The organism is Nocardia sp. NPDC049190, from assembly GCF_040648115.1.
GTDB lineage: Bacteria > Actinomycetota > Actinomycetes > Mycobacteriales > Mycobacteriaceae > Nocardia.
The window spans coordinates 1-26,092 of record NZ_JBEZDE010000059.1 but is presented as its reverse complement, the minus strand read 5'-3'; the positions used below and the strand labels follow the sequence as shown (position 1 = coordinate 26,092).

Annotated in this window: 25 protein-coding genes, 1 tRNA gene and 1 pseudogene; 14 read left to right on the top strand and 13 right to left on the bottom strand. The window is 67.9% G+C overall.

All coding sequences use genetic code 11. The annotated features are described in order from the left end of the window. Positions 1 to 343 precede the first annotated feature (343 nt). Positions 344 to 1,776, bottom strand: a pseudogene (locus AB0B25_RS29790) (amidase). 163 nt (positions 1,777 to 1,939) lie between these two features. Between AB0B25_RS29790 and AB0B25_RS29785 the strand changes: the two are divergent. From AB0B25_RS29785 to recO, 3 genes are all read left to right on the top strand, one after another. After that, complete coding sequence (locus AB0B25_RS29785; protein WP_357186463.1) at positions 1,940 to 2,806, top strand: alpha/beta hydrolase; 867 nt, start codon at positions 1,940 to 1,942, stop codon at positions 2,804 to 2,806. Continuing rightward, positions 2,793 to 3,398, top strand: a complete 606-nt coding sequence (locus AB0B25_RS29780; protein ID WP_357186460.1) for a TetR/AcrR family transcriptional regulator — start codon at positions 2,793 to 2,795, stop codon at positions 3,396 to 3,398. Before AB0B25_RS29785 ends, AB0B25_RS29780 begins: the two co-directional genes overlap by 14 nt. Before the next feature lie 156 nt (positions 3,399 to 3,554). Then, the gene (gene recO, locus AB0B25_RS29775; protein ID WP_357186457.1) at positions 3,555 to 4,334 is read left to right on the top strand and encodes a DNA repair protein RecO; all 780 of its coding nucleotides are present in this window, start codon (positions 3,555 to 3,557) and stop codon (positions 4,332 to 4,334) included. Here the strand turns inward: recO and AB0B25_RS29770 are convergent. Beyond that, the gene (locus AB0B25_RS29770) at positions 4,291 to 4,671 is read right to left on the bottom strand and encodes a DUF1870 family protein (protein ID WP_357186454.1); all 381 of its coding nucleotides are present in this window, start codon (positions 4,669 to 4,671) and stop codon (positions 4,291 to 4,293) included. The genes recO and AB0B25_RS29770 overlap by 44 nt on opposite strands. A gap of 121 nt (positions 4,672 to 4,792) precedes the next feature. Between AB0B25_RS29770 and AB0B25_RS29765 the strand changes: the two genes are divergently transcribed. Then, positions 4,793 to 5,611: an isoprenyl transferase gene (locus AB0B25_RS29765; RefSeq protein WP_357186472.1), complete on the top strand. Its 819-nt coding sequence runs from the start codon at positions 4,793 to 4,795 to the stop codon at positions 5,609 to 5,611. A gap of 14 nt (positions 5,612 to 5,625) precedes the next feature. Continuing rightward, positions 5,626 to 6,036 (top strand): hypothetical protein, encoded by a 411-nt coding sequence (locus AB0B25_RS29760; RefSeq protein WP_357186452.1) that lies wholly within the window; start codon positions 5,626 to 5,628, stop codon positions 6,034 to 6,036. 82 nt (positions 6,037 to 6,118) lie between these two features. On the opposite strand, the gene AB0B25_RS29755 is transcribed toward AB0B25_RS29760, so the two are convergent. Then, entirely contained in the window at positions 6,119 to 6,742 is a 624-nt protein-coding gene (locus tag AB0B25_RS29755; protein ID WP_357186449.1) for a TetR/AcrR family transcriptional regulator, read from the bottom strand. Between the two features lie 102 nt (positions 6,743 to 6,844). Here AB0B25_RS29755 and AB0B25_RS29750 point away from each other — a divergent pair, with 102 nt between their 5' ends. Beyond that, positions 6,845 to 7,816: a hypothetical protein gene (locus AB0B25_RS29750; protein ID WP_357186446.1), complete on the top strand. Its 972-nt coding sequence runs from the start codon at positions 6,845 to 6,847 to the stop codon at positions 7,814 to 7,816. 332 nt (positions 7,817 to 8,148) lie between these two features. Here the strand turns inward: AB0B25_RS29750 and AB0B25_RS29745 are convergent, their stop codons facing one another. Both AB0B25_RS29745 and AB0B25_RS29740 read right to left on the bottom strand, forming a co-directional pair. Continuing rightward, a complete protein-coding gene (locus AB0B25_RS29745) occupies positions 8,149 to 8,583 on the bottom strand; it encodes a Fur family transcriptional regulator (RefSeq protein ID WP_357186443.1) in 435 nt (144 codons plus the stop codon). 3 nt (positions 8,584 to 8,586) lie between these two features. After that, positions 8,587 to 8,937, bottom strand: coding sequence for a metalloregulator ArsR/SmtB family transcription factor (locus AB0B25_RS29740; protein WP_357186440.1), 351 nt, complete (start codon positions 8,935 to 8,937; stop codon positions 8,587 to 8,589). A 195-nt stretch (positions 8,938 to 9,132) separates the two neighbouring features. On the opposite strand from AB0B25_RS29740, the gene AB0B25_RS29735 reads away from it, so the two are divergent. Beyond that, complete coding sequence (locus AB0B25_RS29735; protein ID WP_357080760.1) at positions 9,133 to 10,524, top strand: glycine--tRNA ligase; 1,392 nt, start codon at positions 9,133 to 9,135, stop codon at positions 10,522 to 10,524. 120 nt (positions 10,525 to 10,644) lie between these two features. On the opposite strand, the gene AB0B25_RS29730 is transcribed toward AB0B25_RS29735, so the two are convergent. Both AB0B25_RS29730 and AB0B25_RS29725 read right to left on the bottom strand, forming a co-directional pair. Further along, positions 10,645 to 11,037 carry a DUF1707 domain-containing protein gene (locus tag AB0B25_RS29730; protein WP_357186438.1) on the bottom strand — a complete coding sequence of 131 codons (393 nt, stop codon included), beginning with the start codon at positions 11,035 to 11,037 and terminating at the stop codon, positions 10,645 to 10,647. Between the two features lie 44 nt (positions 11,038 to 11,081). After that, a complete protein-coding gene (locus AB0B25_RS29725) occupies positions 11,082 to 11,807 on the bottom strand; it encodes a DUF899 domain-containing protein (RefSeq protein ID WP_357186435.1) in 726 nt (241 codons plus the stop codon). Between the two features lie 274 nt (positions 11,808 to 12,081). On the opposite strand from AB0B25_RS29725, the gene AB0B25_RS29720 reads away from it, so the two are divergent. Beyond that, a complete protein-coding gene (locus AB0B25_RS29720) occupies positions 12,082 to 13,002 on the top strand; it encodes an NADP-dependent oxidoreductase (protein ID WP_357186432.1) in 921 nt (306 codons plus the stop codon). Between the two features lie 91 nt (positions 13,003 to 13,093). Here AB0B25_RS29720 and AB0B25_RS29715 read toward each other — a convergent pair whose 3' ends face one another. Further along, the gene (locus tag AB0B25_RS29715) at positions 13,094 to 13,702 is read right to left on the bottom strand and encodes a transcriptional regulator (RefSeq protein WP_357186429.1); all 609 of its coding nucleotides are present in this window, start codon (positions 13,700 to 13,702) and stop codon (positions 13,094 to 13,096) included. A 70-nt stretch (positions 13,703 to 13,772) separates the two neighbouring features. Between AB0B25_RS29715 and AB0B25_RS29710 the strand changes: the two genes are divergently transcribed. Then, positions 13,773 to 15,035, top strand: coding sequence for an acyltransferase (locus AB0B25_RS29710; protein ID WP_357186427.1), 1,263 nt, complete (start codon positions 13,773 to 13,775; stop codon positions 15,033 to 15,035). A 113-nt stretch (positions 15,036 to 15,148) separates the two neighbouring features. On the opposite strand, the gene AB0B25_RS29705 is transcribed toward AB0B25_RS29710, so the two are convergent. The 4 genes from AB0B25_RS29705 to AB0B25_RS29690 form a co-directional block, all read right to left on the bottom strand. Next, positions 15,149 to 16,129 (bottom strand): zinc-binding dehydrogenase, encoded by a 981-nt coding sequence (locus tag AB0B25_RS29705; protein WP_357186424.1) that lies wholly within the window; start codon positions 16,127 to 16,129, stop codon positions 15,149 to 15,151. A 39-nt stretch (positions 16,130 to 16,168) separates the two neighbouring features. Then, the gene (locus AB0B25_RS29700) at positions 16,169 to 17,056 is read right to left on the bottom strand and encodes a helix-turn-helix transcriptional regulator (RefSeq protein WP_357186421.1); all 888 of its coding nucleotides are present in this window, start codon (positions 17,054 to 17,056) and stop codon (positions 16,169 to 16,171) included. A 270-nt stretch (positions 17,057 to 17,326) separates the two neighbouring features. Beyond that, entirely contained in the window at positions 17,327 to 17,764 is a 438-nt protein-coding gene (locus AB0B25_RS29695; protein ID WP_357186418.1) for an SRPBCC family protein, read from the bottom strand. An 87-nt stretch (positions 17,765 to 17,851) separates the two neighbouring features. After that, the gene (locus tag AB0B25_RS29690; RefSeq protein ID WP_357186415.1) at positions 17,852 to 19,840 is read right to left on the bottom strand and encodes a TPM domain-containing protein; all 1,989 of its coding nucleotides are present in this window, start codon (positions 19,838 to 19,840) and stop codon (positions 17,852 to 17,854) included. A gap of 33 nt (positions 19,841 to 19,873) precedes the next feature. On the opposite strand from AB0B25_RS29690, the gene AB0B25_RS29685 reads away from it, so the two are divergent. The 4 genes from AB0B25_RS29685 to dnaG all read left to right on the top strand — a co-directional run bounded on the left by AB0B25_RS29685 (position 19,874) and on the right by dnaG (position 24,570). Next, positions 19,874 to 20,548, top strand: a complete 675-nt coding sequence (locus AB0B25_RS29685) for an MBL fold metallo-hydrolase (protein WP_357186469.1) — start codon at positions 19,874 to 19,876, stop codon at positions 20,546 to 20,548. A gap of 166 nt (positions 20,549 to 20,714) precedes the next feature. After that, complete coding sequence (locus AB0B25_RS29680; RefSeq protein ID WP_357186466.1) at positions 20,715 to 21,311, top strand: YdcF family protein; 597 nt, start codon at positions 20,715 to 20,717, stop codon at positions 21,309 to 21,311. Between the two features lie 6 nt (positions 21,312 to 21,317). Continuing rightward, positions 21,318 to 22,577, top strand: coding sequence for a deoxyguanosinetriphosphate triphosphohydrolase (locus AB0B25_RS29675; RefSeq protein ID WP_357186413.1), 1,260 nt, complete (start codon positions 21,318 to 21,320; stop codon positions 22,575 to 22,577). Between the two features lie 67 nt (positions 22,578 to 22,644). After that, positions 22,645 to 24,570: a DNA primase gene (gene dnaG, locus AB0B25_RS29670; RefSeq protein ID WP_357186410.1), complete on the top strand. Its 1,926-nt coding sequence runs from the start codon at positions 22,645 to 22,647 to the stop codon at positions 24,568 to 24,570. 47 nt (positions 24,571 to 24,617) lie between these two features. Here dnaG and AB0B25_RS29665 read toward each other — a convergent pair whose 3' ends face one another. After that, a complete protein-coding gene (locus AB0B25_RS29665; RefSeq protein WP_357080798.1) occupies positions 24,618 to 24,863 on the bottom strand; it encodes a hypothetical protein in 246 nt (81 codons plus the stop codon). 198 nt (positions 24,864 to 25,061) lie between these two features. Here AB0B25_RS29665 and AB0B25_RS29660 point away from each other — a divergent pair. Beyond that, positions 25,062 to 25,134: transfer RNA gene (locus AB0B25_RS29660), tRNA-Asn, on the top strand. The last annotated feature ends 958 nt before the right edge of the window (positions 25,135 to 26,092 follow it).

Sequence of the window (26,092 nt, the reverse complement as noted above, 5' to 3'; positions counted from 1 at the left end):
CATCGCGCTACGCGCCCTCTTCGAGCGATACCCGGATCTGCGCCTGGACGGCCCGCCGATCCCGCACCACCTGCGGAACCTGCACGCCTACCGCTGCATGCCCGCCACGCTGGTTGCCGACTAGCCGCAACAGCGTGGTCGAACTCGACGGATATCCGCAGTGAGCCGGTTCGGCACGCCGCCTCGCTGGGCTCGGGCCGTCGATTCTCCGGGTTTCGGCGCGGCAGCTGCGTGGCGAAATCGGATGACGAGGGCCGTCGGCAACGGATGCTTGTCCGAGGGGTGTCGGGCAGTGGCGGCACTACCGAATCGAGCGGCGGTGTGGTGAGCAAGTCGGATCGCGTTACCACCAGGGGGTGGGGCGGTGGCGTTGCCACTCGAGTTCGGATTCGAGTTGGGCGGCTACGGCGATCAAAAGTGATTCGGAATCGGCCGCGCCCATCAGCTGGGCGCCTACGGGTAGACCGGAGTCGGTGAAGCCCGCGGGTACGTTGACGCTCGGCCAGCCGAGTACGTTCCACGGCCAGGTGTAGGGACACGCCGCGGTGATCAGGTTGTTGGTGGCCATCGCGCCGATGCCGTCGATCGCCTCGGCGACGGGCGGTGGTGTCGCGGTGGTCGGCGCGAGGATCAGATCGTAGTCCCGGAAAAAGTGTCCGATCCGCTTGTGCAGCAAGGGTTCCGCGCGCCGCGCCGCGGCGAGCGCGGGGCCGCGGAGCGCACGGCCGAACCGAATGTTGGCGGTGGTTCTCGGGTCTACCTCGGCGCCGGGTATTCGGTCGTACACCCGACCGAGGCCGACCATCGAGCGCGGCAGGAAGCAAGCGCCGATCAGGATGCCGTAATGCAGGTCGGCCACCGTCACCGAATGCCCGAGTGTGCGCAGCGTGGCGGCGGTGTGCCGCACCGCTCGCTCGACCTCCGGGTCCAGTGCGGTCCTGGTGGCCGTGAACGGGATGCGCAGCGACAGCGCGATCCGCAGCCGCCCAGGATCGCGGCCGACGGCGTCCGAGGCGGTGATCGGCGCGGGCGTGTGCCGGTCACCGGCGTGTGGCCCGGCGGCGGAGTCCAGCAGCAGCGCCGCGTCCGCGACGGTGCGCGCCAACGGCCCGTGCACGGTGAGCCCGTAGAACGCCTCGGCCTCCGGCCAGGTGGAAATCCGGCCACGCTGAGGCTTGATGCCGACCAGGTTCGTCCACGCCCGGCCGGGATCCGAATGGACCCGGCCCCGTCGGAACCGAGTGCTGCGGGTACCAATCCGGCGGCGACGGCTGCCGACGAGCCGCCGGACGAACCGCCCGGCGTCCTGGTGTGGTCCCACGGGTTGCGGGTATGGCCGAACGATGTGGCGCTGGTGAACGGCCACTGCCCGAGTTCGTAGGTGTTGGTCTTGCCGACGATCACCGCGCCCGCCGCGCGCAGCCGCCGAACCGATTCGGCGTCTGCGGTTTTCGGCGCGAAGGTGCCGCCGCAGCCGAACGCGGTCTGCTCGTCGGCGATATCGGTGTCGTCCTTCACCGCGATGGGCACGCCGAGCAGCGGGAGCCGTTCACCCGAGGCCACACGCCGGTCGGCGTCGACCGCTTCGGCCAGTGCCCGCTCGCGGCGCACGACCCGAAAAGCGTTGAGCGTGGGCTGCGCCGCCTCGATCCGGTCGAGGGCGCCGGCCACGGCCGCGGTCGAGGTGATCGCCCCCCGCGCTATGGCGGCCGCCAGTTCGGCCACACCGAGTTCTCGCGTGTCGGGCGGAAGCCGGGCCGGATCGGACAGCGTCATATGCGCTCCATCTCATCGCGCTTCGGTAGAACCCGCTTCGCTGAAAACCTAGCGCTCACTTGGTCATGTGTCCATGTCGACGGGGGGGAGTCCTTCTGGATCTAGACATACATACCGTATGTATGTAACAGTGGTGCGGAATCGCAACGACCAGGAGGTACCCATGGCAACCAGCGCAGCACTCGGTCCCGCCCGTGAGGTGGACTTGCCCGGCGGTCGGATCCGGTATCACGAGACCGGGTCGGGTGCTCCGGTCGTCTTCGTGCACGGCCTGCTCGTCAACGCCGACCTGTGGCGCAAGGTGGTACCCGCGGTGGCCGCCGCGGGCTACCGGTGTCTGGCACCGGACCTGCCGCTCGGCGCGCACCAGATCCCGGTCCCGAACGCGGACCTGACCCCGGTCAGCGTCGCCGACCTGATCGCCGCGTTCCTCCAGCGGCTCGACCTCACCGACGTGACCCTGGTCGCCAATGACACCGGTGGCGCGATCACCCAAGTCCTGCTGACCCGGGACCGGTCCAGGATCGGCCGTGTCGTGCTCGCCTCGGTCGACAGCTACGAGGGCTTCTTTCCACGGCCGTTCTCGGTGCTGCCGCCGTTGGCGAAGATCCCCGGGTCGATCCGTCTGTTGACCGACACAATGCGTATCCGGGCGCTGCACCGCCTCCCGTTGGCCTTCGGCTGGGTTGCCAAACGGCCGGTGCCACCCGAGATCATCGACTCGTATCTCCTGCCGAGCCGAAACTCCGCCGCGATCCGAAAAGACCTGCGCCGCTTCTTGGCTTCCGTACACCCCCGCTACACGCTGGATGCCGCGAAGCGCTTCGGCGAGATCGACCTCCCTGTGCTGCTGGCCTGGGCCCGCGACGACCGCGTGTTCCCGGTCTCGTTCGCCGAGCGTCTGGCCCGCGACCTGCCGAACGCCACCGTGCGGCTGATCGATGACTCCTACACCTTCCTTCCGGAAGATCAACCCGAGTTGCTCACCGAATCGATCCTGGAGTTCACTCGGCTGCATGCCACGCCGTAGCCAGGAAGACCGCTCCCGCGCCACCAGGGCTGCGCTCGAACAGGCCGGACGCCGCTTGTTCACCGAGCGCGGCTTCGCGGCGACCTCGGCCGAAGAATTGGTCACCGCGGCCGGGGTCACCCGCGGCGCGCTGCACCACCACTACGGCGACAAACGTGGACTGTTTCGCGTCGTGCTCGAGCAGATCGAGGTCGAGGCCACCGCGGAGATCGAAAAGGCGATCGCCTCGGTGGATTCCGACGACGTGATGGTCGGAATGTCCGTCGGACTCGGTGTCTTCCTGGAGATCTGCCAGCGGCCGGCGATGCTGCGGATCGGGCTCACCGACGCACCCGCCGTGCTCGGCTGGCAGGCGTGGCGGGAGTTCGAAACGGCCCACGGCCTCGGCCTGATCACCACCCAGCTCGAGCGCGCCCGAGCCGCCGGGCTGATCGCCGACGCTCCGGTCCCGGTGCTCGCCCAACTCGTCATCAGCCTGATCAGCGAGGCCGCCTTGATCGTCGCGCACGCCACCGACCCGGACACCACCCGTGCGCAGACTCAGCAGTCGGTGCTGCTGTTGATTTCCGGACTCCTGCGTACCGCCGACTGAAGCAGCGCGATTGCGGTCGCGACCGGTCGAGAACCGCCGGCATCGCCTCGTCGCCTGGCGCGACAAAAGCGGGGCGACGGGCGGGCACGGGTGGTACGCCGCGGCGGGTGGCCGCGTCTGCTCGGGGCGGTCGGACGCGCGTGGGAGGATGGCGACGTGCGTTTGTATCGGGATGAGGCTGTGGTGGTGCGCCAGCACAAGCTCGGCGAGGCGGATCGTATCGTCACGCTGCTCACCCGGCAGTACGGTCTGGTGCGGGCGGTCGCCAAGGGTGTGCGGCGAACCAAATCGAGGTTCGGGGCTCGGCTGGAGCCATTCTCCTATATCGACGTGCAACTTCATCCGGGGCGCACGCTCGACACCGTCACCCAGGTGCACACGATGGAGGCATTCGCGGCCGACATCATCGACGACTATGGGCGGTACACCACCGCGTGTGCCGTGCTGGAAACCGCCGAGCGGCTGGCAGGTGAGGAACGCGCTCCCGCGCCCCGGTTGCACGCACTGACCGCGAGCGCGTTGCGCGCCATCGCGGCCAAGCAACGCCCGCACGAGATGATTCTGGACGCGTTCCTGCTGCGCGCCATGGGGTTCGCGGGGTGGGCGCCCGCGCTGGACGAATGCGCCAAGTGCGCGACACCTGGTCCACATCGAGCCTTTCACGTCGCAGCCGGTGGCGCGGTGTGTGTGCACTGCCGCCCGCCGGGCGCGGTGACGCCTTCCCCCGGTGTGCTCGATGTGCTGATCGCCCTGCGGCGCGGCGAGTGGGCGTGCGTCGAGACGGTGCCGGATACGGTGCGCAGACAAGCGAGTGGCCTGGTCGCGGCACATCTGCAGTGGCATCTGGAGCGTCAGTTGCGTACGCTGCCGCTGATCGAGCGGTCGGCTGCGGTTACTCCACGAATTGAAGCTCTACCTGGGGCAGCTCGACCATGACACGGGCGCACACCGCGCGGTGCCAGGTGGCTGGGTAGCGGGTGTCCGGCTCGTGTTTGCAGTAGTCGTCGTTGGTTCGGTAGGTGTGCAGGCGCGCAGAGATCTCACCCGCGTCGATGGCCTCTATCATGGCCTCCACCACTTGCTCGGTCTCTTCGGCGATCGAGGCGAGCTCGCGTGCCGCGGCGTCGGGAATCTGGAAGGCGCCCTTCTCCCACCGCTCGACCGTGCGCTCGGCGACCTCGAAGAGTCGTGCGCACCAGGGAACCGGGAGCCCGAGTAATTCGCGAGTGGCGCGGAAACCGGCTGCAGTCCCGGTGCCTGGTAAGTCGGTCACGTGCGAGAATCCCCTCCCCAGCGTCACAGTAAGGGAAAGAATAGGTCACTGTTGCCGACGCCGAACCCGGAATTCATCAGGAAGCACTCGGCTCTACAGCGTGCTGCGGCGATCAGGCAGGATGGAGGCCGTGATCCTCCGCCGAGACTCTTCCACCGCGACCAGGCCGAGCACCGCAGGCGACGTCCGTCCGCCTACGCCGCATCCGTCGGGAGCTCGGCCGCCGCAGGTGCCGCCGGAGCTGGTGCCCAACCATGTCGCGCTGGTGATGGACGGCAACGGGCGTTGGGCCCAGGAGCGCGGGCTGCCGCGCACTGCCGGACACGAACGTGGCGAGGCGGTGCTGATGGACACGGTCGAGGGCTGCATCGAGATCGGGGTGAAGTGGTTGTCGGCCTACGCCTTCTCCACGGAGAACTGGCGCCGCAGCCCCGAAGAGGTGCGCTTCCTCATGGGCTTCAACCGCGACGTGATCCGTCGCCGCCGAGACGAGATGCACGAGATGGGCGTGCGGGTGCGCTGGGCCGGACGCCGACCGCGCCTGTGGCGCAGCGTGATCAATGAACTGGAGACCGCCGAGCAACTCACCAAGAACAACACGGTGATGACCCTGACCATGTGCGTCAACTACGGCGGTCGCGCCGAAATCGCAGATGCGGCAAGGGAGATCGCGCGCCGGGTAGCGGCGGGCGAGATCGATCCGGAGCGAGTCACCGAAGCGACGGTGGCGAAGTATCTGGACGAGCCGGACATGCCCGACGTGGATCTGTTCCTGCGCCCTTCCGGCGAGTTCCGCAGTTCCAACTTCCTCATCTGGCAGTCGGCGTACGCCGAATACGTCTACCAGGACACGCTTTTCCCCGATTTCGACCGGCGCAACCTGTGGGAGGCATGTCTCCAGTACGCTTCGCGTGACCGCCGTTTCGGCGGCACCAAGTGAACGGTGGCACGGACATGGACGCAGCGGTGACCCCGGACCGAGAGCTACAGGCGCGGGCCGGAGCCTGTCTGTCGCACTATGACATCGATGTCCGAGTCGAATCCGATGGGTCCCTCGGGTTCCAATACGACGGGGCGCTGTGCTCGCTACGCGCGGTGAATCTCGCACCCGGCTTGGACGTGCTGACCCTCACCTGCGTGCTGGCCTGGGATCGCCCGCTCGAGCCGCAGCTGCACAAGCGGGTCGCCGAGCGCAACAATGCCCTGCAGTTCGGCTCGCTCACTGTGATCGGGCACGGCAAACTCGCCGACGTCATCCTCCGGTACACCTTCCCGGCGGCGGGGCTGGAGGACCAGGCGCTGACCACGATGCTCCTGCTCGTACTGTCCAACGCAGGCCGGGCAAGGCACGGTTTGCTGCCCTGACGGCACGCCAGCCGTCCGGTGAGCCACGGAGCGAGGTCGAAGCATTCGACCTGCCCCGTGGCGTCGCAAGGATCTGTTCGGCTCAGCCGACTTCGCTGGTGGTGGACTCGGTCTCTCCGTAGGGGAGCAACGTCCGAACCCCGCGTGCCAGCATCTCGGGGGTGGTGTCGCCGAGGAGGAGGTGCTGGAGGATGAAGCCGGGCAGCAGCCCGATGATCGCCTTGGCCACGGCATCGGTGTCGGCGTCCTCCGGTAGCCACCCCAGGGCTCGCATGCGCTCGGCGTAGGTCACCCACAACGCGCGCATCGCGGAAACCGTCTCCCGGACCACCGCACCCGCCTCGGGTCGGACCAGGGCGAGCGCCCAAGCTTGCGGCGCCAGCCGAACCGGGCCATCCGGGCCACTGTGCCGCACGACCTCCTCGGCGATCGTGGTGATCAGGTCGGCGGGCGTCGGCAACTGATCGCGATGGATCGCCTCGCTCATCACCGTGCGCAGTCGCACGGTCGTCTGGGCGGCCAACGCGGTGATCAGTTCGTCCTTGCTCTTGAAGTATCGATAGACCGCGCCGGCCGACAGCCCGGATTCCGCGAACACGTCCTGCATCGAGGTCTCGAAGAAGCCCTTGCGCGCGAAGCACAGCCGCGCGGCATCCAGGATCTGCTGCCTGCGGCGTTCCAGGTGTTCGGCACTGACTCGGGGCATGGTCCCAAAGTAAAACGAATATCCGTTCTTGACAACCTGGTGGCCGCGTGCCACGGTGAAGTCATCGAAAAGGAACGTTCATTCGTTTTAGGGGAGAAGGCCATGAACACCATCCCGCGGACGCTCGCCCTCGGCCTCGGCGCCGCCCTGCTCCAAGCGCTGATGCTGATCGCCTTCGCCTGGCCCGCCGCCAATATCGCACCGCGCGACCTCCCGCTGGCCGTCACCGGCCCGAAAGCGGGGCTGGTCGCCGACCTGCTCACCGCGCGCAGTCCGGGCGCTTTCCAGCTCTCCACGCCGGCCGACGAGGCCTCCGCTCGCGCCGCGATCGCGGACCGGGAGGTCTACGGCGCGATCGTCACCGGCGAAGGGCCGCCGCGTCTGCTGGTCGCCTCCGGCGCGAGTCCGGCTGTCGCGCAACAGCTCACCCAGATCGGGCAGCAGCTCTCCGGCGCTCCGGCCGCCCGGGTGGAGGATGTGGTGGCCGCCGACTCGGACGATCCGCGCGGAACCGCGTTCGGCGCCATGGTGCTGCCGCTGGTGATGTCCGGTATCGCGGCGGGCGTGCTGCTCGCGCTGTTCATCCCGGCGATCGGTGGCAAGGTGCTGGGACTGGTGACCTTCGGCCTCGCGGGCGGTCTGCTGAGCATGGCGATCATTCAGGGCTGGATGGCGGTGGTGCCCGGCTCCTATCCGGTACTCGCCGCGGTGGCCGGGCTGGTCTCGTTCGCGGTGGCGGGCGCGGTCGTCGGGCTCGCCACCGTCATCGGCCGCGCGGGTATCGGTATCGCCGCACTCATCCTGCTACTGGTCGGCAACCCGTTCTCGGCGGCGACCTCGGCGCCGGAACTCTTGCCGCAGCCGTGGGGGGCCATCGGCCAGTTGCTGCCGCCGGGCGCGGCTGCCTCGTTGTTGCGCTCGGTCGCGTTCTTCGACGGCGCCGCTGCCGCCGGACCGCTCGTGGTGTTGCTGGTCTGGGCCGCTGCCGCGCTCGTGCTGCTCGGTGTCGGCGCGCTGCGCGCTCGAACCGCCGAGGCGCAGTTACCGACACGGGAGCCGATTCCGGTGGGCTGAGTCCGTCACCGGGGCTGAGGTCGGTCGGTGGGGCAACGGGACGGTCTTCCTCGTCGGGGCGGCTTTCTGTCGGCACGAAATCGATACGGAAGGCGACCGCAACCCGCGTCTGCGAACGACCCGGCCATGGCGTGCCGGGTCGTTCGCGCGCCACGATGACGCGCCGCCTCCGAGAACGGGCTGTCGCCGCCTTGCGATCGGACCGTACGGCGCGGACGGCTCCGCGTCGTCCAGCCTGGCGCGGTCGTGCGACACGGGACTCGAGCTCGGCCTGGTCGGCGCTCCTCGTTGTCTCGGCGCCGGTCGACCGAACCGCTCGGGAGACCCGCCGATCAGCCGTTCCGTTGTATCGCCGGCACGCACGACGTGCAGGTGCCGAACACCTCCAGGGTGTGGCTGATGTCGGTGAAGCCGTGCTCGCTCGCGATCGCCGCGGCCCATGCCTCGACCGTCGGACCCTCCACCTCGACGGTGCGACCGCAGTGCCGGCAGACCAGGTGGTGATGGTGGCCGGTCGAGCACTGCCGGTAGACGGATTCACCGGAGTCGGTGCGCAGCACGTCCACCAGGCCGGCGTCGGCCAGCGACTGTAGGGTCCGGTAGACGGTGGTGAGGCCGATGCCTTCGCCACGTTTGCGCAGTTCGTCGTGCAGCTCCTGGGCCGAGCGGAACTCGTCGATATCACCGAGCAGGGCGGCGATGGCGCTGCGCTGTCTGGTGCTGCGGATGCCGACCGGTTTCTGCGGAGCGGCCGTGTTGTCTGGCACGAATCACCCTTCCTCGGCGTGTGCGACGGCGTCGACGACAATGTGCGCCAGGTGGTCGTCGACGAGTTCGTAGAGGACTTCGCGACCCGACCGCTCGCCGTGCACGACGCCGGCGGCTTTGAGGATACGCAGATGTTGGCTGACCAGTGGCTGGGTGACGCCGAGCGCGTCGACCAATTCGTGTACGCAGCGCGGCGACTCGCGCAACTGCAGCACGATCGCGATCCGGACCGGAGCGGCCAGCGCGCGTAACAGCTCACCCGCGTCTTCCAGCACGGTTCGCGCGGGAACCGGCGCGGGGGCGGGGGACCGGTACGGGTTGTGCGGTGGCGCAGCGGCGGTCTCGGCGGTCATGTCACCAACTCCTTAATGGAAAGCATTACCATTTTGCATATGCATAGGTGCGCATGTCAAATGGCCACGCCGAGGCGTGCGATTAAGACCTGCCTGGGGAGTGCCGATAGGCTGGGCATCATCGCAGTGTTGCGCCAACACAATAGTGTCGTTTCGACACGACAATCCGACTCGTAGTGGATGGAGAATTCTCGAGTGGCACCCAAGTCGAAGGTGGACACCGTTGCCAACCTCGCCAAGCGCCGGGGTCTGGTGTACCCGAGCGGTGAGATCTACGGAGGCACCAAGTCGGCATGGGACTACGGTCCGCTGGGTGTCGAACTCAAGGAGAACATCAAGAAGCAATGGTGGCGCGCGATGGTCACCAGCCGCGACGATATCGTCGGCCTCGACTCGTCGGTGATCCTGCCGCGCCAGGTGTGGGTGGCCTCCGGCCACGTCGGCGTGTTCAACGATCCGCTGGTCGAATGCCTGAACTGCCACCACCGCTTCCGGCAGGACCACCTGCAGGAGGCGTACGCGCTGAAGAACAAGATCGACGACCCGGACACGGTCTCGATGGAGCTGCTGGCCTGCCCGAACTGCGGCACCGTCGGCCGCTGGACCGAGCCGCGCGACTTCAACATGATGCTCAAGACCTACCTCGGGCCGATCGAATCCGAGGAGGGCTTGCACTACCTGCGCCCGGAAACCGCCCAGGGCATCTTCGTGAACTTCGCGAACGTGATGACCACCGCCCGTAAGAAGCCGCCGTTCGGTATCGCGCAGATCGGCAAGAGCTTCCGCAACGAGATCACCCCGGGCAACTTCATCTTCCGCACCCGTGAGTTCGAGCAGATGGAGATGGAGTTCTTCGTCAAACCGGGCGAGGACGAGCAGTGGCACAAGTACTGGATCGAGACCCGGTTCTCCTGGTACACCGACCTCGGCATCACCCCCGAGAACCTGCGTTTGTTCGTGCACCCGAAGGACAAGCTCTCGCACTACTCGGCCGGCACCACCGACATCGAGTACCGCTTCGGCTTCCAGGGCAACGAGTGGGGTGAGCTGGAGGGCGTCGCCAACCGCACCGATTTCGACCTCAAGACGCACTCCGAGCACTCCGGCACCGAACTGAGCTTCTTCGACCAGACCACCAACGAGCGCTACATCCCGTATGTCATCGAACCGGCAGCGGGTCTGACTCGTTCGTTGATGGCCTTTCTGGTCGACGCGTACGCCGAGGACGAAGCGCCGAACGCCAAGGGCGGTGTGGACACCCGCACCGTGCTGCGCCTGGATCGCCGGCTCGCCCCGGTGAAGGCGGCGGTGCTTCCGCTCTCCCGCAACGCCGATCTGACGCCGAAGGCGAAAGACCTTGCCGCGCAACTGCGCAGGAACTGGAACGTCGAATTCGACGACGCGGGCGCGATCGGCCGTCGCTACCGACGCCAGGACGAGATCGGCACCCCGTTCTGCATCACCGTCGACTTCGAGACGCTCGAGGATCAGGCGGTGACCATCCGCGAACGCGACTCGATGACCCAGGAGCGCATCGCACTGGACAAGGTCGAGGGGTACCTGGCGCAGCACCTGATCGGCGCCTGACCGACCGGACAACGCTCCGCAGCCGGATAAACCGGTTCACTCGGTCGCCGCGACACTCTCGATGGGAGAGGTCGCGGCGACCGTGGCTTTGTCGCCGAGACGTGGAGTGTTCTTGCTCGGTCAAGCACCGTTCTTGCGCGCCGAGATACCGATCGTGGTCGGAATGAGCAGCGCGAGTCCCCACGGCACCGCCACCCAGAACGGCCAGAAGTAGCCGGCGCCGGTCGCGAGATAGATGGCGACGCACAACACGTTGACGAAGACCCAGGGAGTCCACATGATCGTCACCCAGTGCGGAACGAGCCCGCCAGCACGCGCCGGTCGCGAATCCCGTTGCGCGGGAAGGTCGGACAGCAGCGGCGTCAGCTCGCCATAGGTCTTGGCGGCGTACACCTGTCGCACCCGATCGTCGAATTCGTCCAGCGACAGCCGACCTTCGTTCATCGCGTGACGCAGTTGGTCGACCATCTTCTCCCGATCGGCGTCGGACGCCCGCACGTGTTCCTCGCCCACGGTGCCAGCGGAGGTCCAGCAGGTCCGTCGCGCGCTCCGAACGGTCAGTGGCAGTGCGATTCAGCGGCGCCGTAGCTGTCGTGGTGGACGGCTTCGCCGATGTGCTGCTGCCTGCCGAGCGGAGTGAGGTCGAGGTAGTGGTGTGTGCCGATCAGGATGTCGCCGCCGCGGCCATAGCAGGAGTAGGTGTGGAACACCGTGTCGTCGTCATCCCGCCAGAAAACGCTGGTGCCGGGCTGCTCGCCGTCGCTGTGCCAGGTGAGACCCGCGGCCTCCAGTTCGGCTTTGGTGCGGTAGTTGTACTCCACCGGGGCGATGGCTTCGTCCAGGGTGGCGTGGAAGTCGTAGTTGAAGTCGCTGCCGAACGACGAGTACATCGGGAAGGTCCAGCCCATCCGTTCGCGGTATCGGTCCAGGGTTTCCCACGGTCCACGGGACACGGCCGCGAACGTGGTGTCCTGCGCGTGCAGATGGGCGAGATGACCGATGTTGTCGAGCAGCAGCGCGCAGCTCGGGCAGCCCGCGTCCAGATCCCAACGCCACATCATGTGGTAGACGATCAGCTGACGGCGGCCGTCGAACAGGTCGGCGAGGGTGGCCTTGCCCGTGCGGCCTTCGAAAACGTAGTCCTTGTCGACCAAAACCATCGGCAGGGCACGGCGCCGCTCGGTCAGCTCGTCCATCCGATGGGTCATCGCCTTTTCCTCGGCGAGCAGTCGCGTGCGCGCGGTCAGCCAGTCTTCGCGTGATGCCACGGCTGGACGATTCATGGGCTGCCTTCCTGATGTGACGTCCGGGGGACAGTGCTTTGTAGAGGTAGACCGGATTCGCCGGGGCAAACTCACCGGTTGCCGGACCACGAACTCGTTCAGAGGCCTGGACGTGCGCTGCCGGGGCGCGGTGCGGTCGGTCGGGGGCGGGACCAGCACGGTGGTGGCGGGCGAAAACCGACAGGTTTCGGTCGGTGGCGGGTGGAAATATCCGGTCTGACGGCGCCGCTGGCGCTCGACATGCCGTAGATCACCCCGAGGTGAGGAGCTACGTATGGCGACAGCAGTGATGTTCGACCGCTACGGCGGGATCGACGAGTTGAAGGTCGTCGAGGTGCCGACGCCGAAGGCGGGTCCGGGGCAGGTGCTCGTCGAGGTCGTCGCGGCGGGGATCAATCCGGGTGAGGCGTTGATTCGCAGCGGTATGCTGCACGATCGCTGGCCGACGACGTTCCCGTCCGGAGAGGGGAGCGATTTCGCGGGCCGAATCGCGGCGGTCGGCGACGGGGTCGGCGGAGTGCGGGTCGGTGACGAGGTGCTCGGCTACACCGAAGGCCGGACCAGCCATGCCACCCACGTGCTGGTGCCCGCCGATCAGGTGACGCCCAAGCCGGCCGGTCTGGACTGGGATGTCGCCGGGGCGTTGTATGTCGTGGGCACGACGGCTTTCGCGGCTGTGCGCGCCGTTGGCGCCGAGGAAGGCGATACCGTCGCGGTGTCCGGCGCGGCCGGCGGAGTCGGTTCGATCACTGTGCAGCTGCTGCGCGCCAGGGGCGCGGAGGTCATCGGCATCGCCGGCGAGGCCAACCACGAGTGGCTGCGCTCGGTAGGCGTGATCCCGGTCGCCTACGGCGACAACTTGATCGACGCGTTGCGTGCCGCGGCCCCGGGCGGTCTGGACGCGTTTATCGACACCTTCGGCGGCGATTACGTGGACATCGCCATGGAACTCGGCGTCCCGGTAGAGCGCATCGACACCATCATCAACTTCGACGCTGTGCAGAAGTACGGCGTCAAAGGTGAAGGGAATGCGGAGGCGGCCACCATCGACGTCCTCGCCGAACTCGCCGACCAAGCCGCCGCGGGCGCCATCCAGGTGCCGATCGCCGCGGTCTATCCGCTCGACCGGGTGCAGGACGCGTATCGCGAACTCGAGCGCCACCACACCCGGGGCAAGATCGTGCTGCATCCCTGAACACACGGGTCACCGGCCTGACCCGGTGGCCGGAGCCCGGTGCGTCCGGCGCGCCGGGCTCGCACCGACCGGGTGGCGCCCGGCAAGCGACTCAGTGCGGAACGTCCCAGAATGCGAGTTCGTGCCGCATCCCTTCCCGGAACAGTTGTTCCGCCCGCGCCGAATCGGCGCCCGCCTCATCGATCATCTGCGCGCAGCGGCGGGTGAGTTCGGCGAAGCCGGGATCGGCGTAGGTCTCCACCCAGCGGCGGTAGCGCGGGTCCGCGGGCGGATTCCGGACGAGCTGTGCGCCGAGTGTCGAATATCCCCACATGCACGGATAGAGCGCGGCAAGGCCCTCGCTGTAAGAAGCGGCCGAGTCGAGGAGGAACGTCGTATACGCGGCGCACGGCGCGCCTTTCCGCGCGCCGTCGAGGTCGGCGCCGAACTCGGCGGCCAGCGAGCGGTGCAGCGCGAGCTCGTCGTGGTAGGTGGCGTGCGCCAGGTCGACCAGGTCGCCGAGGTGGTCCGCGGGCGCCTGCCAGGCGAGGCGGGCGAATACCCGGACGTAGTCCAGCAGGAACAGATAGTCCTGCTCCAGCCAGGATCGGAAGACCGGTTCGGGCAGGGTGCCGTCAGCGATGCCCGCCACGGTGGGATGGGTGAGCTGTTCCTCGACCAGGGGCCGGCCGATCTCCTCCAGGTGTGCCGCGAGACTCATACCGGCAGTCTTCCGTATCCGCCTACGTGCTGGGTTTGCACCCGCGTCCGAGTTACCGCACGCTTGCGAGGTGTTGCGGGAAAGGGATGGCGTGCTGCGCGCTCTGGCGCCGTCGGAGCAGCGGTTCGTACGGCACGGCACCTACACGGGCCGATCGATCTCGGTGCGGGGAGCGCTCGACCCCACGGCGCTCGGGGCGGCCTTCGATACGCTGCGGCGCGCGTACCCGGTGGTGGGCTGCCGCATCGTGGAAGATGGTGCGGGACAGGGCTATCTGCTCGATCCCGACGAGCGGACGTGGAGCCGGGCGTCGGTGCGTCAGGGTGACGTGGACGGCGTCGGCGTACCCGCGGTGGACCCCGCCGCGCAGCTGGCCTATCTGGATGTGGTCGCCTCCGGTGCGGACCGCTGGCGCGTCACGATGTTCGCCCACCACGGCATCGCCGACGCCGGGCACTGCGTGGCACTGTTGTCCCGACTCTGGGATTTCTACACCGACATCGTTGAGGGGTCGCCGATATCGGTTGTGCCACAGGACTATCCGAAGCCACTCGAGTGGTATGTCACAACGCGCGGGATCACCAGGTCCGCTGCGTCCGGCTTCGAGGACGTGACCCGTCCGTTGTGCACGCAGGAACGAGCTGTTCGCGCCGACGATGCCGAGCCCGCGTCGAGGACGCTCGCGCGCCCGCTTCGGGTGCGGCTGGGTCGGGCTGCCACCGCGCGGATCGTCGAGCTCGGCGGTCGGCCGGGTGTCACGGTGAACGGCCTCGTCACCGCCGCGCTGCTGCGTGCGTACGCGACCGAGACCGCGCGAGGCGCGCTGCCGTTGGGGTGTCTGTATCCGGTGAACCTGCGCACGCGGCTCGATCCACCCGTCGCCGCGGCGGCGGGCACGAATATGGCCGGGGTGGCTTCGTTCGCCGCCGAGGTCGATTCCGCGACTGATCTCATCGAACTCGCGCGGCGCATTTCCGGTCGGCTGGCCCGCGACTTGTCCGAGGGCGTCGTGCACCAGTCCGTCCTGCATTTCCCGGATTTCTATGGCGCGACCCGAATCCACTCATTGGCCGGTCATATCGCGGTGACCAATACCGGCATCGTTCCCGCGTTCCGCACTCCCGCCGCGATCGAGCTGACCGACTACGAGATCGTCTACGTCTCCGCACACCCTCGGCCGTCCGCGGGCGCCTCCGCCGCGGTCACCTTCTTGGTCTACACGTTCGCGGCCGAACTGACCGTCGGCATGCTCGGGAGCAGCGCGCACGCCCAGGGCCTACTCGCGGCGGTACGTGCGGAGTTGACCGCGTTGTCGAGAGTCGGCGTCTGCTGACGCGACTCGCGATGCCCCGCGTGACGTAGGCGGAGTCGAGGGAATGCTGTGTCTCGCTCCTGCTGTCGGCTACAGGGCCGTGTCAGCGGGACCTGACGACCGGTGTGTCCGGATCAGACAGGCGTGACCTCGAGCACCAATTTGCCTGTGGTGGAGCCGGACTCGATGCGACGGTGCGCCTCGATCGCCTGGTGCAGAGGCAGCGTCTCGACCTGGATCCGGAGGTCTCCGTTGGTGGCGGCGGCGACCGCGCGACGCAGTGCGGTTCCCGCATCGGCGGGACAGGCGGCGGAGAAGGCCGCCAGGTTGAACCCGGAGACCGTCTTGTTGCTGAACCATAGTTCGTTGGCCGACATCCCGACGTCCTCGGCGCCGGAAGCGTTGCCCATCACCACCATGCGACCCATCGGAGCGAGCCGGTCCAGGCTGGCGCGGCGCGTCGGTCCACCGATCATGTCGACCACGATGTCGAACTCGCCCGCGTCGGCGAGCTGGTCGCGCAGGATCACCTCGTCGTAGCCGAACCCGGTGGCGGTCGCGACCTTCTCGAGGGTGCCCACAGTGCCGACCACGCGACCCGCGCCCAACAGTCGGGCCGCTTGGCCGAGCTGGCTGCCGACTCCTCCTGCGGCGGCATGTACCAGCACACTCTCGCCGGGTTCGATGCGGGCGACGCGGTCGAGGACCAGGAAAGCGGTGGTGCTGTTGGACGGCAACGCCGCGGCCGTGGCCAGGCTCAACGACCGCTCATCGATCGGAGCGACCAGGTCCGCGGCGGTGACCGCCACCTCGGCGTACCCGCCACTGTCGACGATGGTCAAGGCGGCCACCGGCTGACCGACAGTCAGTCCCGCCACCTCGGCTCCCACCGCGCGGACGTGGCCGGAGATCTCGATGCCGGGCACAAACGGCAGCGGGACGTCGACCACGCCTTGCCGGTACAGGATCTCGGCGAAGTTTGCACCGGCGAAGGCCACATCGATGGCGATTTGACCCGGCCCGGGCTCGGGGATGTTCACGGCGGCCTCCCGCAGCACCTCGGCGGGGCCGAACTCGGGGATGGTGACTGCCTTCATGCGCAGGGTGCTACTCATGGCACCAATCCTGCGGTCCCTGCACACCGATAGGCAGTGTCAGTTCATGGGGGGTGTGCCACCACCAGGCTGGGAGCGCAGCAATCGCGCCAACCGTTCACTGGTCTCGGTGCCGGGGACCGGGTTGTGCAGGATGAGGTGATGTCCGGGATGGTCAGGCAACGGGAACAGGGTCGCTTCGAACACCATCACCCCGACATCAGGGTGGTCGACGGCCTTGACCGCGGTCGAATGCTCGGCCGCGTCGTGACGCGCCCACAGCTCGGCGAATTCCGGGCTGACCTGTGCCAGATCCCCTGCGATGCGGTCGAACTCGGGATCGTCGGGATAGCGGGCGGCGTCGGCGCGGAACCCGGCGGCCACCGCCGGGGCGATCTCATTCCACTGTTGGTGCAAGACCCGCAACCGCGTGTTGGTGAAGAACGACGTCAGGCAGTTGTGGTCGGTATCGCCATAGCCGAACACAACCCGCGCCGCATCGTTGACCGCGGTGAAGTTCCAGTGCCGGGCCCGGATGTAGCCCGGCCGCGGAGCCCAGGTGTCGAGCAGCCGCCGCATCTGCGGTGATGCCGGAATCGACGGCGCTGCCCGCTGTTGCGGCGGATTCAGGCCCGCCAACCGGTATAGGTGAAAGCGTTCGATGTCGTCCAGTAGCAACGCACGCGCGACCGCGTCGAGCACGTCGTCGGACACCTTGATATCGCGGCCTTGCTCGAGCCACGTGTACCAAGACACACCCACCCCCGCCAATACCGCGACTTCCTCGCGCCGCAACCCGGGTGTGCGTCGTCGCCCGGCTTCGGGCAGCCCCACTGCCGAAGGGGCCAACCGCTCGCGTCGACTACGCAGAAACTCCCGCAACTCCTCTCGACGTCGGTCCCGGGCCACGCCACGGTCGGGTTCCTGGTTCAGAGAGGTAGTGCTCACGGATTGACGATAGATCGCCGCTGTTCAGCCTCGGCGCCTACGTCGAATCGAGCGGGAATCGCAATGCCGACCGCGGCGAACATCCGCTCATGCCGCTGACCGCGCATTCTGTCCGGTGGCAGCGGCGACCTGCCCGTGACTGACCGCCGAGAACCCCTGCGATGTGGGCGTTGCCGGAGGTCGGAAGCCGTCGTAACCTGCGACACCAACCTCCGGCATGCGGGGTGTCAGAACCTCGTGTCTCTGGTGACACCGTCTTCAACGACACCCTCATCCGGATTCGGCGCGCTGCTTCAAGCCGTGAGATTCCCACTCGAGGTAGCGACGGGTGAGGTGCGCGGTGGCCCACCCGAACAGCCATCCGAGCGATCCCGTCTGGTCGATGACGAGGCGGACGGTGACCGAATCGGCCCGATCGATCAGCTCATGGCCGGCGGTAGTGGTGACACCGGGACTTGTCGCACGCCAGGTGAAGCTTCTGCCCGGGATCAGTTCCGTGACTGTCCAGATGGCCGTGAGCAGCCGAGGCTGGCGGACCTCGGCCCGGCTGCCGATGGTGAACTCGCCGCTGTCCAGCCTTCGCACACTGCGTATGGATTCGGTCCATTCCGGCCAGGTTTCGATATCCACGAGGATCCGCCAGACCGTTTCGGGGCTCGCATCGATATCGATGGTGGTCTCGAAGTGCATGACATACGAGCGTGGCACGACTGCGTACGCTCCGCTCGTAGATGATCAAAACGAAGTGCCGACCGTATTCGACGCGCGAGAAGCACCCTTGTCGGTGAGCCGTGGTCAGAACCGTCCGCCGCGGCTGATCCGCCGGGAGCCGGTCGAACCGCCATAGGAGCCCGCGCCCCAACCGCCCGACCCGGAGCGTCGGGAGCCGGTCGTCGCTCCCCGCAACATCCCCTCGATCAGAATGCCGCCGAGTACCGCCCCTGCCTGCGCGCTGCCGGACGGCGCCTGGCTGCGTTCCCACGCGCGCACGCTCGCCTGTGCCGCTCGCACAGCGCGCCCGCCGAGATCCGCCGCCGCGTGCGCGTGGGTGAGCGCCCGCGTCGGATCGCTCGCGCTCAGTCGCTGCGCATCATCGAGATGGCGCTGCGCTTCCGACAGCCGGGTGCGCGCCTCGGCGTCGATGCCGCCGCGCCGGGTGGTGATGTAGTCGGCGGCCGCACCCACCCGGGAGCGGGCATCGCTCAGCGCACGGTCGAGCCTGCGCCGCAAATCCTCGGCGGCGAGTTTTCGGTCGGTGGCCGCGGCGAGCGCGCGGTCCAGGTCGCCGTCGGCGGTGATCGAGTCGTGGAAGGCGGTCAGCGGGTCGGTGTCCGCCGTGGCGGTCGCCTTGTCCAGGGCGGCGCGTGCCGCGGCGGTGGCGGCGGCCAATTCGGTTCCGCCGAAGGCGGAAAGCTCGGTGGCGGAGGCGATGTCGCGGCGCAGCTCGTCGAGCACCGCGGGTAATCCGTCGCGCGATTGCTGGATGGTGATCGCCGCGTTGTCGACCGCGTCGAGCAAGGTCCGGGCCTGGCCGATCGCCGACTCGGCGGCCCGGATCGCGGCGACCGCGCCGCCCTGTTCGCCGACCGGGCGGGTGAGCGCGGAGCGTCCCGCGTCGATGTTCTGTTCCGCGAACGCGATTCGCTCATGAGCCATCGCCACATTGTCGTGGATCGGCGCGAGGACGCTGGCGGGCTGGGCGGCGGTGAGTCGGGTCAGTTCTGCCTCCGAGGCGGGGACGCGGCCGGTGAGATCGATGAGATCCCTGGTCAGCCCATCCAGTCGATCCGGGGCATTGATCAGCAGATTGCGCAGGGCGTCGAATTCGGCGACCTGCGCGTCGAGTTCACGATCGGCGCGCCCGACCGTGCCGATCAGATCGACCAGCAGCGAGCGCTGCTCCTCCAGTGTTTCCGGGATCTCGTCGTCGAGTCGCTGCCGAATCGAGAATGCCTTGGCGGCCGCGGCTTTCGCCCGGTCGAGCGCGACGGTGAACGGAGTGGTCGCGGTGGCGCCGAACTCGCCGGTGGCCAGTTCGAGTTCCTCGTGGCTGGTGCGGACCGCGTTATCGATCTCCACCAGCACCTCGCGCGACCGCGCGTGCAGCGCCGCCAGCGGCAGCGCCGCCAGTGCCGTCGCGTTCTCCGGGTCCAGCTGTCGCGCGGTCGCGAGTTCGGCCTTCGCCCGGTCCCGGCGCCGCTTACGCGAGTAGAGCATCAGACCGCCGACCACCGACGCGATCACCAGACCGATGATCAGCAGGAGGCGACCGCTCACTCCGCCCCCGCGCATCGCAGAATCCAGGCCGTCGGCTGCCGCGATCCCGGCGTCGGCCCAGCGCCCGTCCCGCAGCGCGGGCTCGACCCGGCGAGTCAGCAGGTTGTCGAGTTCGGAGTCGCTGACACCGCGCGGCAGCTGGCCCTCGATCGAGTAACTGCGGTCCTCGGTGGCGACCGCGAGCAGCAGGTCATGTGCGCCGAACCCGGACATCGAGGCGGTACGCCCCGTCCAGGTCTCCGGGGGGAGCCCCTCGAAGTCGCGCACGTAGACCACCCACAGCCGCACCTGCTGGTCGGCGTAGAACTGGTCCACCGACGTGCGCACTCGGGCGAGCTGGTCCGCGCCGAGTGCATCGGCCCGATCCTCCACGTAGGTGTCCATCCGCAGTGGCGGTTCCGCCGCCGCGACCGCCGTCGCGCCGACCAATGCAGTACCGGTGAGCAGGACGGTGATCGCGAGCCGGACAGTCCAGCGGGCGTGGCCGTGCGACAGCGGCAATGGCATGGCAAGAATCTAACTGGTTAGCATCGCTCCGTGATGATCATCGAACGCCCCTACACCGGTCGCGTGTCCCCGGGCGCGAACCCGCAGCAACGTGAGGTCCCCGGCGCGCGCATCATCAAGATGTCGGTCGGCGGCATGGACAACAACTGCTACCTGGTGCAGTGCGCGCACACCGGCGCCACTCTGCTCATCGACGCCGCGAACGAGGCGGACCGCATCGCGGCCTTGGTCGCGCAGGAAGCGCCCGGGCAAGTCCAGTTGATCGTCACCACCCATCAGCACCGCGACCACTGGCTCGCGCTGACCGAGACGACCGCCGCCACCGGCGCTCGCACCGCCGCCCACACACTGGACGCCGATCCGCTGCCGGTCCGCCCGGACCGCCTCCTCGCCGACGGCGACACCCTCACGATCGGCGATCTGGTCTTCGACGTCATCCACCTGCGCGGCCACACCCCGGGCTCGGTCACCCTCGCCCTCACCGACGGTGCCGGCCGCACCCACCTGTTCACCGGCGACTCGCTGTTCCCGGGCGGTGTCGGACGTACTACCTCACCCGAGGATTTCGACTCCTTGTTCGCCGATGTGACCACCAAACTCTTCAAACGCTACCCCGACGACACCGTCGTTTATCCAGGCCACGGCGCTGACACCACACTCGGTACCGAACGCCCGAACCTGCCGGAGTGGCGCACTCGGCGCTGGTAGGGCGCCGCGTGGCGAGTTCGGGTGCCGAGCTCGCCGGGGCGGGGGCCGCTACTGGCAGACTTGGGGAGTGAATTCGCCAACAACGCGCACCAGAGCTGTTGTGGGTCCCGGCCGCGCCCAGCCGTTAGGTTTCGGAGCGAGGTTGCTGCGTTGGACTTGGCGACTGATGGCCGGATCGGTGGTGATAGGGGCGGTGCTGGTCGGCGGGACCGCCTTCCGGGTCTGGCAGGTCGCGCGGGTCGACGATTACACGAACGCCGACGCGATCGTCGTGCTGGGCGCCGCGCAGTACTCCGGGACCCCGTCCACGGTGTTCGAGGCGCGACTCGATCAGGCCTACAAGTTGTTCCGGGCCGGTGTCGCGCCACGGGTGATCACCGTGGGCGGCAAACAGGAAGGCGATCTGTTCACCGAGGCGGCTTCGGGCAAGAACTATCTGCAATCGCGCGGAGTGCCCGGCGACAAGATCCTCGCGGTGGAGACCGGGTCCGACACTTTGCGCAGCGTCGAGGCGGTCGCGACCGCGATGCGTGCGCGCGGGATGTCCTCGGCGGTGCTGGTCAGTGATCCGTGGCATTCGCTGCGCACCCGCACCATGGCCCGCGACGAGGGTCTCGCCGCGTGGACCGCGCCGACCAGAACCGGTCCCGCCGTCTACACCCGCGAATCGCAGGCGCACGGAATCGCCAGGGAGACCGGCGCGTTGCTGTGGTACCAGCTCGCCCACTTCTCGGCGGACTTCACCTACACGGCGGGACAGTGAGACGCGATGGGCGAGCACTACACCGCACACGACAGCGAACGCCTCGTCGTCGAGGGCGCCAAGACCGCGGGCCTCGGCCCGCCGCGCAGTGAATTCGAGGCCGGCCACCGCACCGAGTTCGCCCGTGACCGCGCCCGGGTCCTGCACTCCGCCGCGCTGCGCAGACTGGCCGACAAGACCCAGGTCATGGGTCCACGCGAGGGGGACACCCCGCGTACCCGGCTCACCCACTCCCTCGAGGTCGCCCAGATCGGCCGCAGCATCGCCGACGGCCTCGGCTGCGACCCCGACCTGGTCGATCTGGCCGGCCTAGCCCACGACATCGGTCACCCGCCCTACGGCCACAACGGTGAACAGGCGCTGGACGCCTTCGCCGACGCCCACGGCGGTTTCGAGGGCAACGCCCAGAACCTCCGCATCCTCACCCGCCTCGAACCCAAAGTGCTCGAGGCCGACGGCGCCAGCGCCGGACTCAATCTCACCCGCGCCGCTCTCGACGCGACACTGAAATATCCCTGGGGCAGAACAGGTTCCGGCACGAAGTTCGGGGCATACGAGGTCGACGCCGAGCGGCTGGAATGGATACGCAAGGGCGCGCCCGACCGACAGCGCAGCCTGGAATGCCAGATCATGGATTGGTCCGACGACGTCGCCTACTCGGTGCACGATGTCGAGGACGGTGTGCTCGCGGGACGTATCGACCTGCGCGCCCTCGCCGACCCCGTCGAACAGGACGCGCTGGCGGCACTCGGCCACTTCCAGCATTCCGTGTCGGCCGACGACCTGATCGCCGCCGCACAACGACTTTCGGAGCTACCCGTGGTCGCGGCGGCCGCCGGCTACGACGGCACGTTCGCCGCTTCGGTCGCGTTGAAGCGCCTGACCAGCGAACTCGTCGGCCGCTTCGCCACCGCCGCGATCCTGGCGACCAGGCAGGTCGCCGGCCAGCGGCCGCTGTCGCGCTACGACGCCGAGCTGGAGGTGCCGACCATCGTCGCCGCCGAGGTCGCGCTGCTGAAAACGGCCGCGTTGCGTTACGTGATGTCCGACCCGGCGCACAAGCTGCGCCAGGCCGACCAGCGCGACCGCATTCTCACGGTGGCCGAGCGACTGCTGGCCACCGCCCCGCATGGCCTCGACCCGTTGCTGCTGCCCTTCTGGGCCGCCGCCACCGATGACACCGCCCGCGTCCGTGTCATCGTCGACCAGATAGCCTCCTACACCGAGAGCCGCCTGGAGCGGGTCGCCGCGCGGTTGAGCACATAACTCGCCCGGGCCCGGCGTGACCAGCCACCGGGCGAGTCGCCGCCAGGTTTCGCCTAGACTCACTGCCGTGGCCGGACGACTCCCTGATCGCGACATCGCGGCGATACGCGACCGCGTCCGGATCGAAGACGTGGTGGGGGAGTACGTCGCGCTCAAACGCGCCGGCGCGGACTCCATGAAGGGCCTGTGCCCGTTCCACGACGAGAAATCGCCGTCCTTCCATGTGCGACCCAACCACGGCCTGTTCCACTGCTTCGGCTGCGGCGAGGGCGGCGACGTGTTCGCCTTCCTGCAGAAGATCGAGCATGTCGGCTTCGTCGAGGCAGTCGAGCAGATGGCCGATCGGGTCGGCTACCAGATCAACTACGAGGGCGGCGGCACCTCGGTGCAGCGCGACCGGGGCACTCGCTCGCGCCTGGTCGCGGCGAACGCGGCCGCGCACGAGTTCTACATGTCCCAGCTGCGCGAACCGGGCGCCGAGGCGGCGCGCAACTACCTCACCGAACGCAATTTCGACGCGGCCGCGGCCCAGCAGTTCGGCTGCGGCTACGCCCCCGCCGGGTGGGACGTGCTGACCAAGCATCTGCTGCGGAAGGGCTTCGACTTCAAGGAGTTGGAGGCCGCCGGGCTGTCGCGGCAAGGTCAGCGCGGTCCGATCGACCGCTTCCACCGTCGTCTGTTGTGGCCGATCCGCAATCTCGGCGGCGACGTCATCGGGTTCGGCGCCCGCAAGCTCTTCGACGACGACACCATGCCGGGAAAATACATCAACACCCCGGAAACGGTGCTGTACAAGAAGTCTCAGGTGCTCTTCGGTCTCGACCACGCCAAGCGTGAGATCGCCAAGGGACACCAGGCCGTTGTGGTGGAGGGCTACACCGACGTGATGGCGATGCACCTGGCCGGTGTGAAAACCGCCGTCGCCTCCTGCGGCACCGCCTTCGGCGACGAGCACCTGTCACTGCTGCGCCGCCTGTTGATGGACGACAACTTCTGGCGCGGTGAGATCATCTACACCTTCGACGGTGACGCGGCGGGCCAGGCGGCGGCGCTGAAAGCCTTCGCGGGCGACCAGAAACTGGCCGGCCAGACCTACATCGCGATCGCGCCGGACGGCCAGGATCCGTGCGAACTGCGCCAGCACTCCGGTGACGGCGCCGTACGCGATCTGGTCGCTCGCCGAACCCCGTTGTACGAGTTCGTGATTCGAGGACTACTGGCCGACCACAACTTGGACACCGCCGAGGGGCAGGTGGAGGCGCTGCGTCGCGCCGTGCCCGTGGTCGCGCAGATCAAGGACAACGCGCTGCGCAAGGCCTATGCCACCAAGCTGGCGGGCTGGGTCGGCTGGGACGACATCCAGACCGTCGTGCGCCGGGTCGGCGAGGAGGCCAAGCGCAACCGCAACGGCGGAAGCCGCCCCGGAGCGAACCGTGCGTCCGTGCCGCCGCGGCGCGAGGTGGTCGCCGAACATCCTGCGGCACGGCCGAATCCGAACGATCCCACGCTGCTGCCACAACGCCAGGTGCTGGCCGCCGCGCTGCAGTACCCGGCGATGGCCGGTGTGGTCTTCGACGCGCTCGAGCCGGAAGCGTTCACCCATCCCGCCTACACGGTGGTGCGCACGCTGATCGCCGAAGCGGGCGGGACGGCAGCCGGGCTGGGCGGCGCCGAGTGGGTCAACGCCGTCGCGGACCGCACCGACGACCTGACCGTGCGCGCGATGCTGTCGGAGTTGGCCAACGAGCCGTTGCCGGTGAAATCCGAACGCGACATCCCACGCTTCGTCTCCGGTGTGCTGGCCCGCACCCAAGAGGCGTGGGTAGGCCGCCAGATCGCGGAGCTCAAGTCCAAATTGCAGCGGGTGTCCTCGACCGAGCAGCCCGAGGCCTACTTCGCCCTGTTCGGCGACCTGGTCGCGTTGGAGCAGTACCGCAAGAGCCTGCTCACCCAGGCGATGGGCAGTCACGACGACTTCGCCACCGGCGCCTGACGCCGACAGCCGCCATCCCGGATGGGGCACCCGCCCGCAGTTGCGTCTTACCGGCGCAGCTGGTCATGTGGCACCAAGACGGTGGTCCGCTCATCGAGCGGCTCCATCGGCTCCAGTCGCGGCCGGGTGCTGAGTTTGTCCGCGAGCTTCTGTCTACCGATGAGCACGAGCTTGCGGGTCACCGGGCTCTCCGTCAGCGCGCGGCGCGCAGCGCTGATCTGTTCGTATCGAGCCCGACCGGCCTTGCTGCCGAGTACATACCCGGCCGCCACGCCGATGATCAACCGCAGCATCTCGATGTGCTCCTCCCAGTCGCGTGTTCGCGGCTACCATCCTGCCCGACGCCCCGCGCGCCTGTCGATCCGGATGGCCGCACATGACACCACTGTAATTCCGGACAAGTCAGCAGGTAGCGACGCGATTTGGGCTCGCGCCCAGCTATACGCTAGAGTTTCTCCTCGGCCCGCCCGGTAGCGGATGGGTCAGGATAGTCCCCTATAGCTCAATTGGCAGAGCAGCCGACTGTTAATCGGCAGGTTTCTGGTTCGAGTCCAGATGGGGGAGCAAGAATAGGCCCCTGACCAGGAATTATGGTCAGGGGCATTATTCGTTTGGTCCAGTGATTGGACCCTGTACCAAAAAACCCCAAGAATTCGCCGCCGAACGTTTCGCCGACCGGTCATGTCGAATTCTGGCCAAGTCATCCAACAGCGGTGACGAGATGATTGCTGTCGCATGGCATCTCGATCGTCGAGCGGGCAGTCATTGGGGGGCTGCCTATTTCGGGGAGGGCCGGGTCTGTATCGCATCCGGATCGCTCGGGGTTCCTGATGAAGGGCTCTGGACGGTGGTCGTCGTAGCCGCTGGCTCTAGCCAACGCAGTGCGCGCTCATGCCGAATGCAGGATGACTAGCCGCTCGGACTGGTCGGCCTCAGCGAACGAAATTCGAACCGCTCGCCACGAGTGCACACCTTCGCATCGACCGGCGCGACCCGAGCGGCAAGAGTCTCATCGGACGTCGTCACTCCTACGCCCAAGATTTCCAGCAGGTTCCACAAAAGCTGGACAATCGTGCAAGTCGGGGCGAGTGTGTTGCCGCAGAGGTCGTTACGGATGGTTGGTGCGGGCCCCAGTCGATGATGACGGACAGGGTCGGTCTGCTGCCGAACTCGTTGTCGTTGCTTGTGGTGACGTGGGAGGATTTCGTGACGGTGGTGTCGCCGGATTGACCGGGTGTGAAGTCCTTGGTGTGGCCCATGACGTAGCCGGTCTGTCCAAAGGCCGTTGTTCTCGAAGGGGGCGTTCGATGACTTACTCCGCCGCCATAGGTCGCCACGTCGGCTGTGGCCTCTCTCGCTAATCGAGGAAGTAGGCGTCGACCTTCTCATCGGAATCCAGGATCTCGTTCGAAGCCACGCCGAGTTCCACCTAGTGTGTCGCGCCTGAAATCAGGCAAGTAAGTTGTTGATTAGTTTGGGGGTGTTGTCGGGTTGATTTTGGCGAGGTAGTCGGCGAGGGATT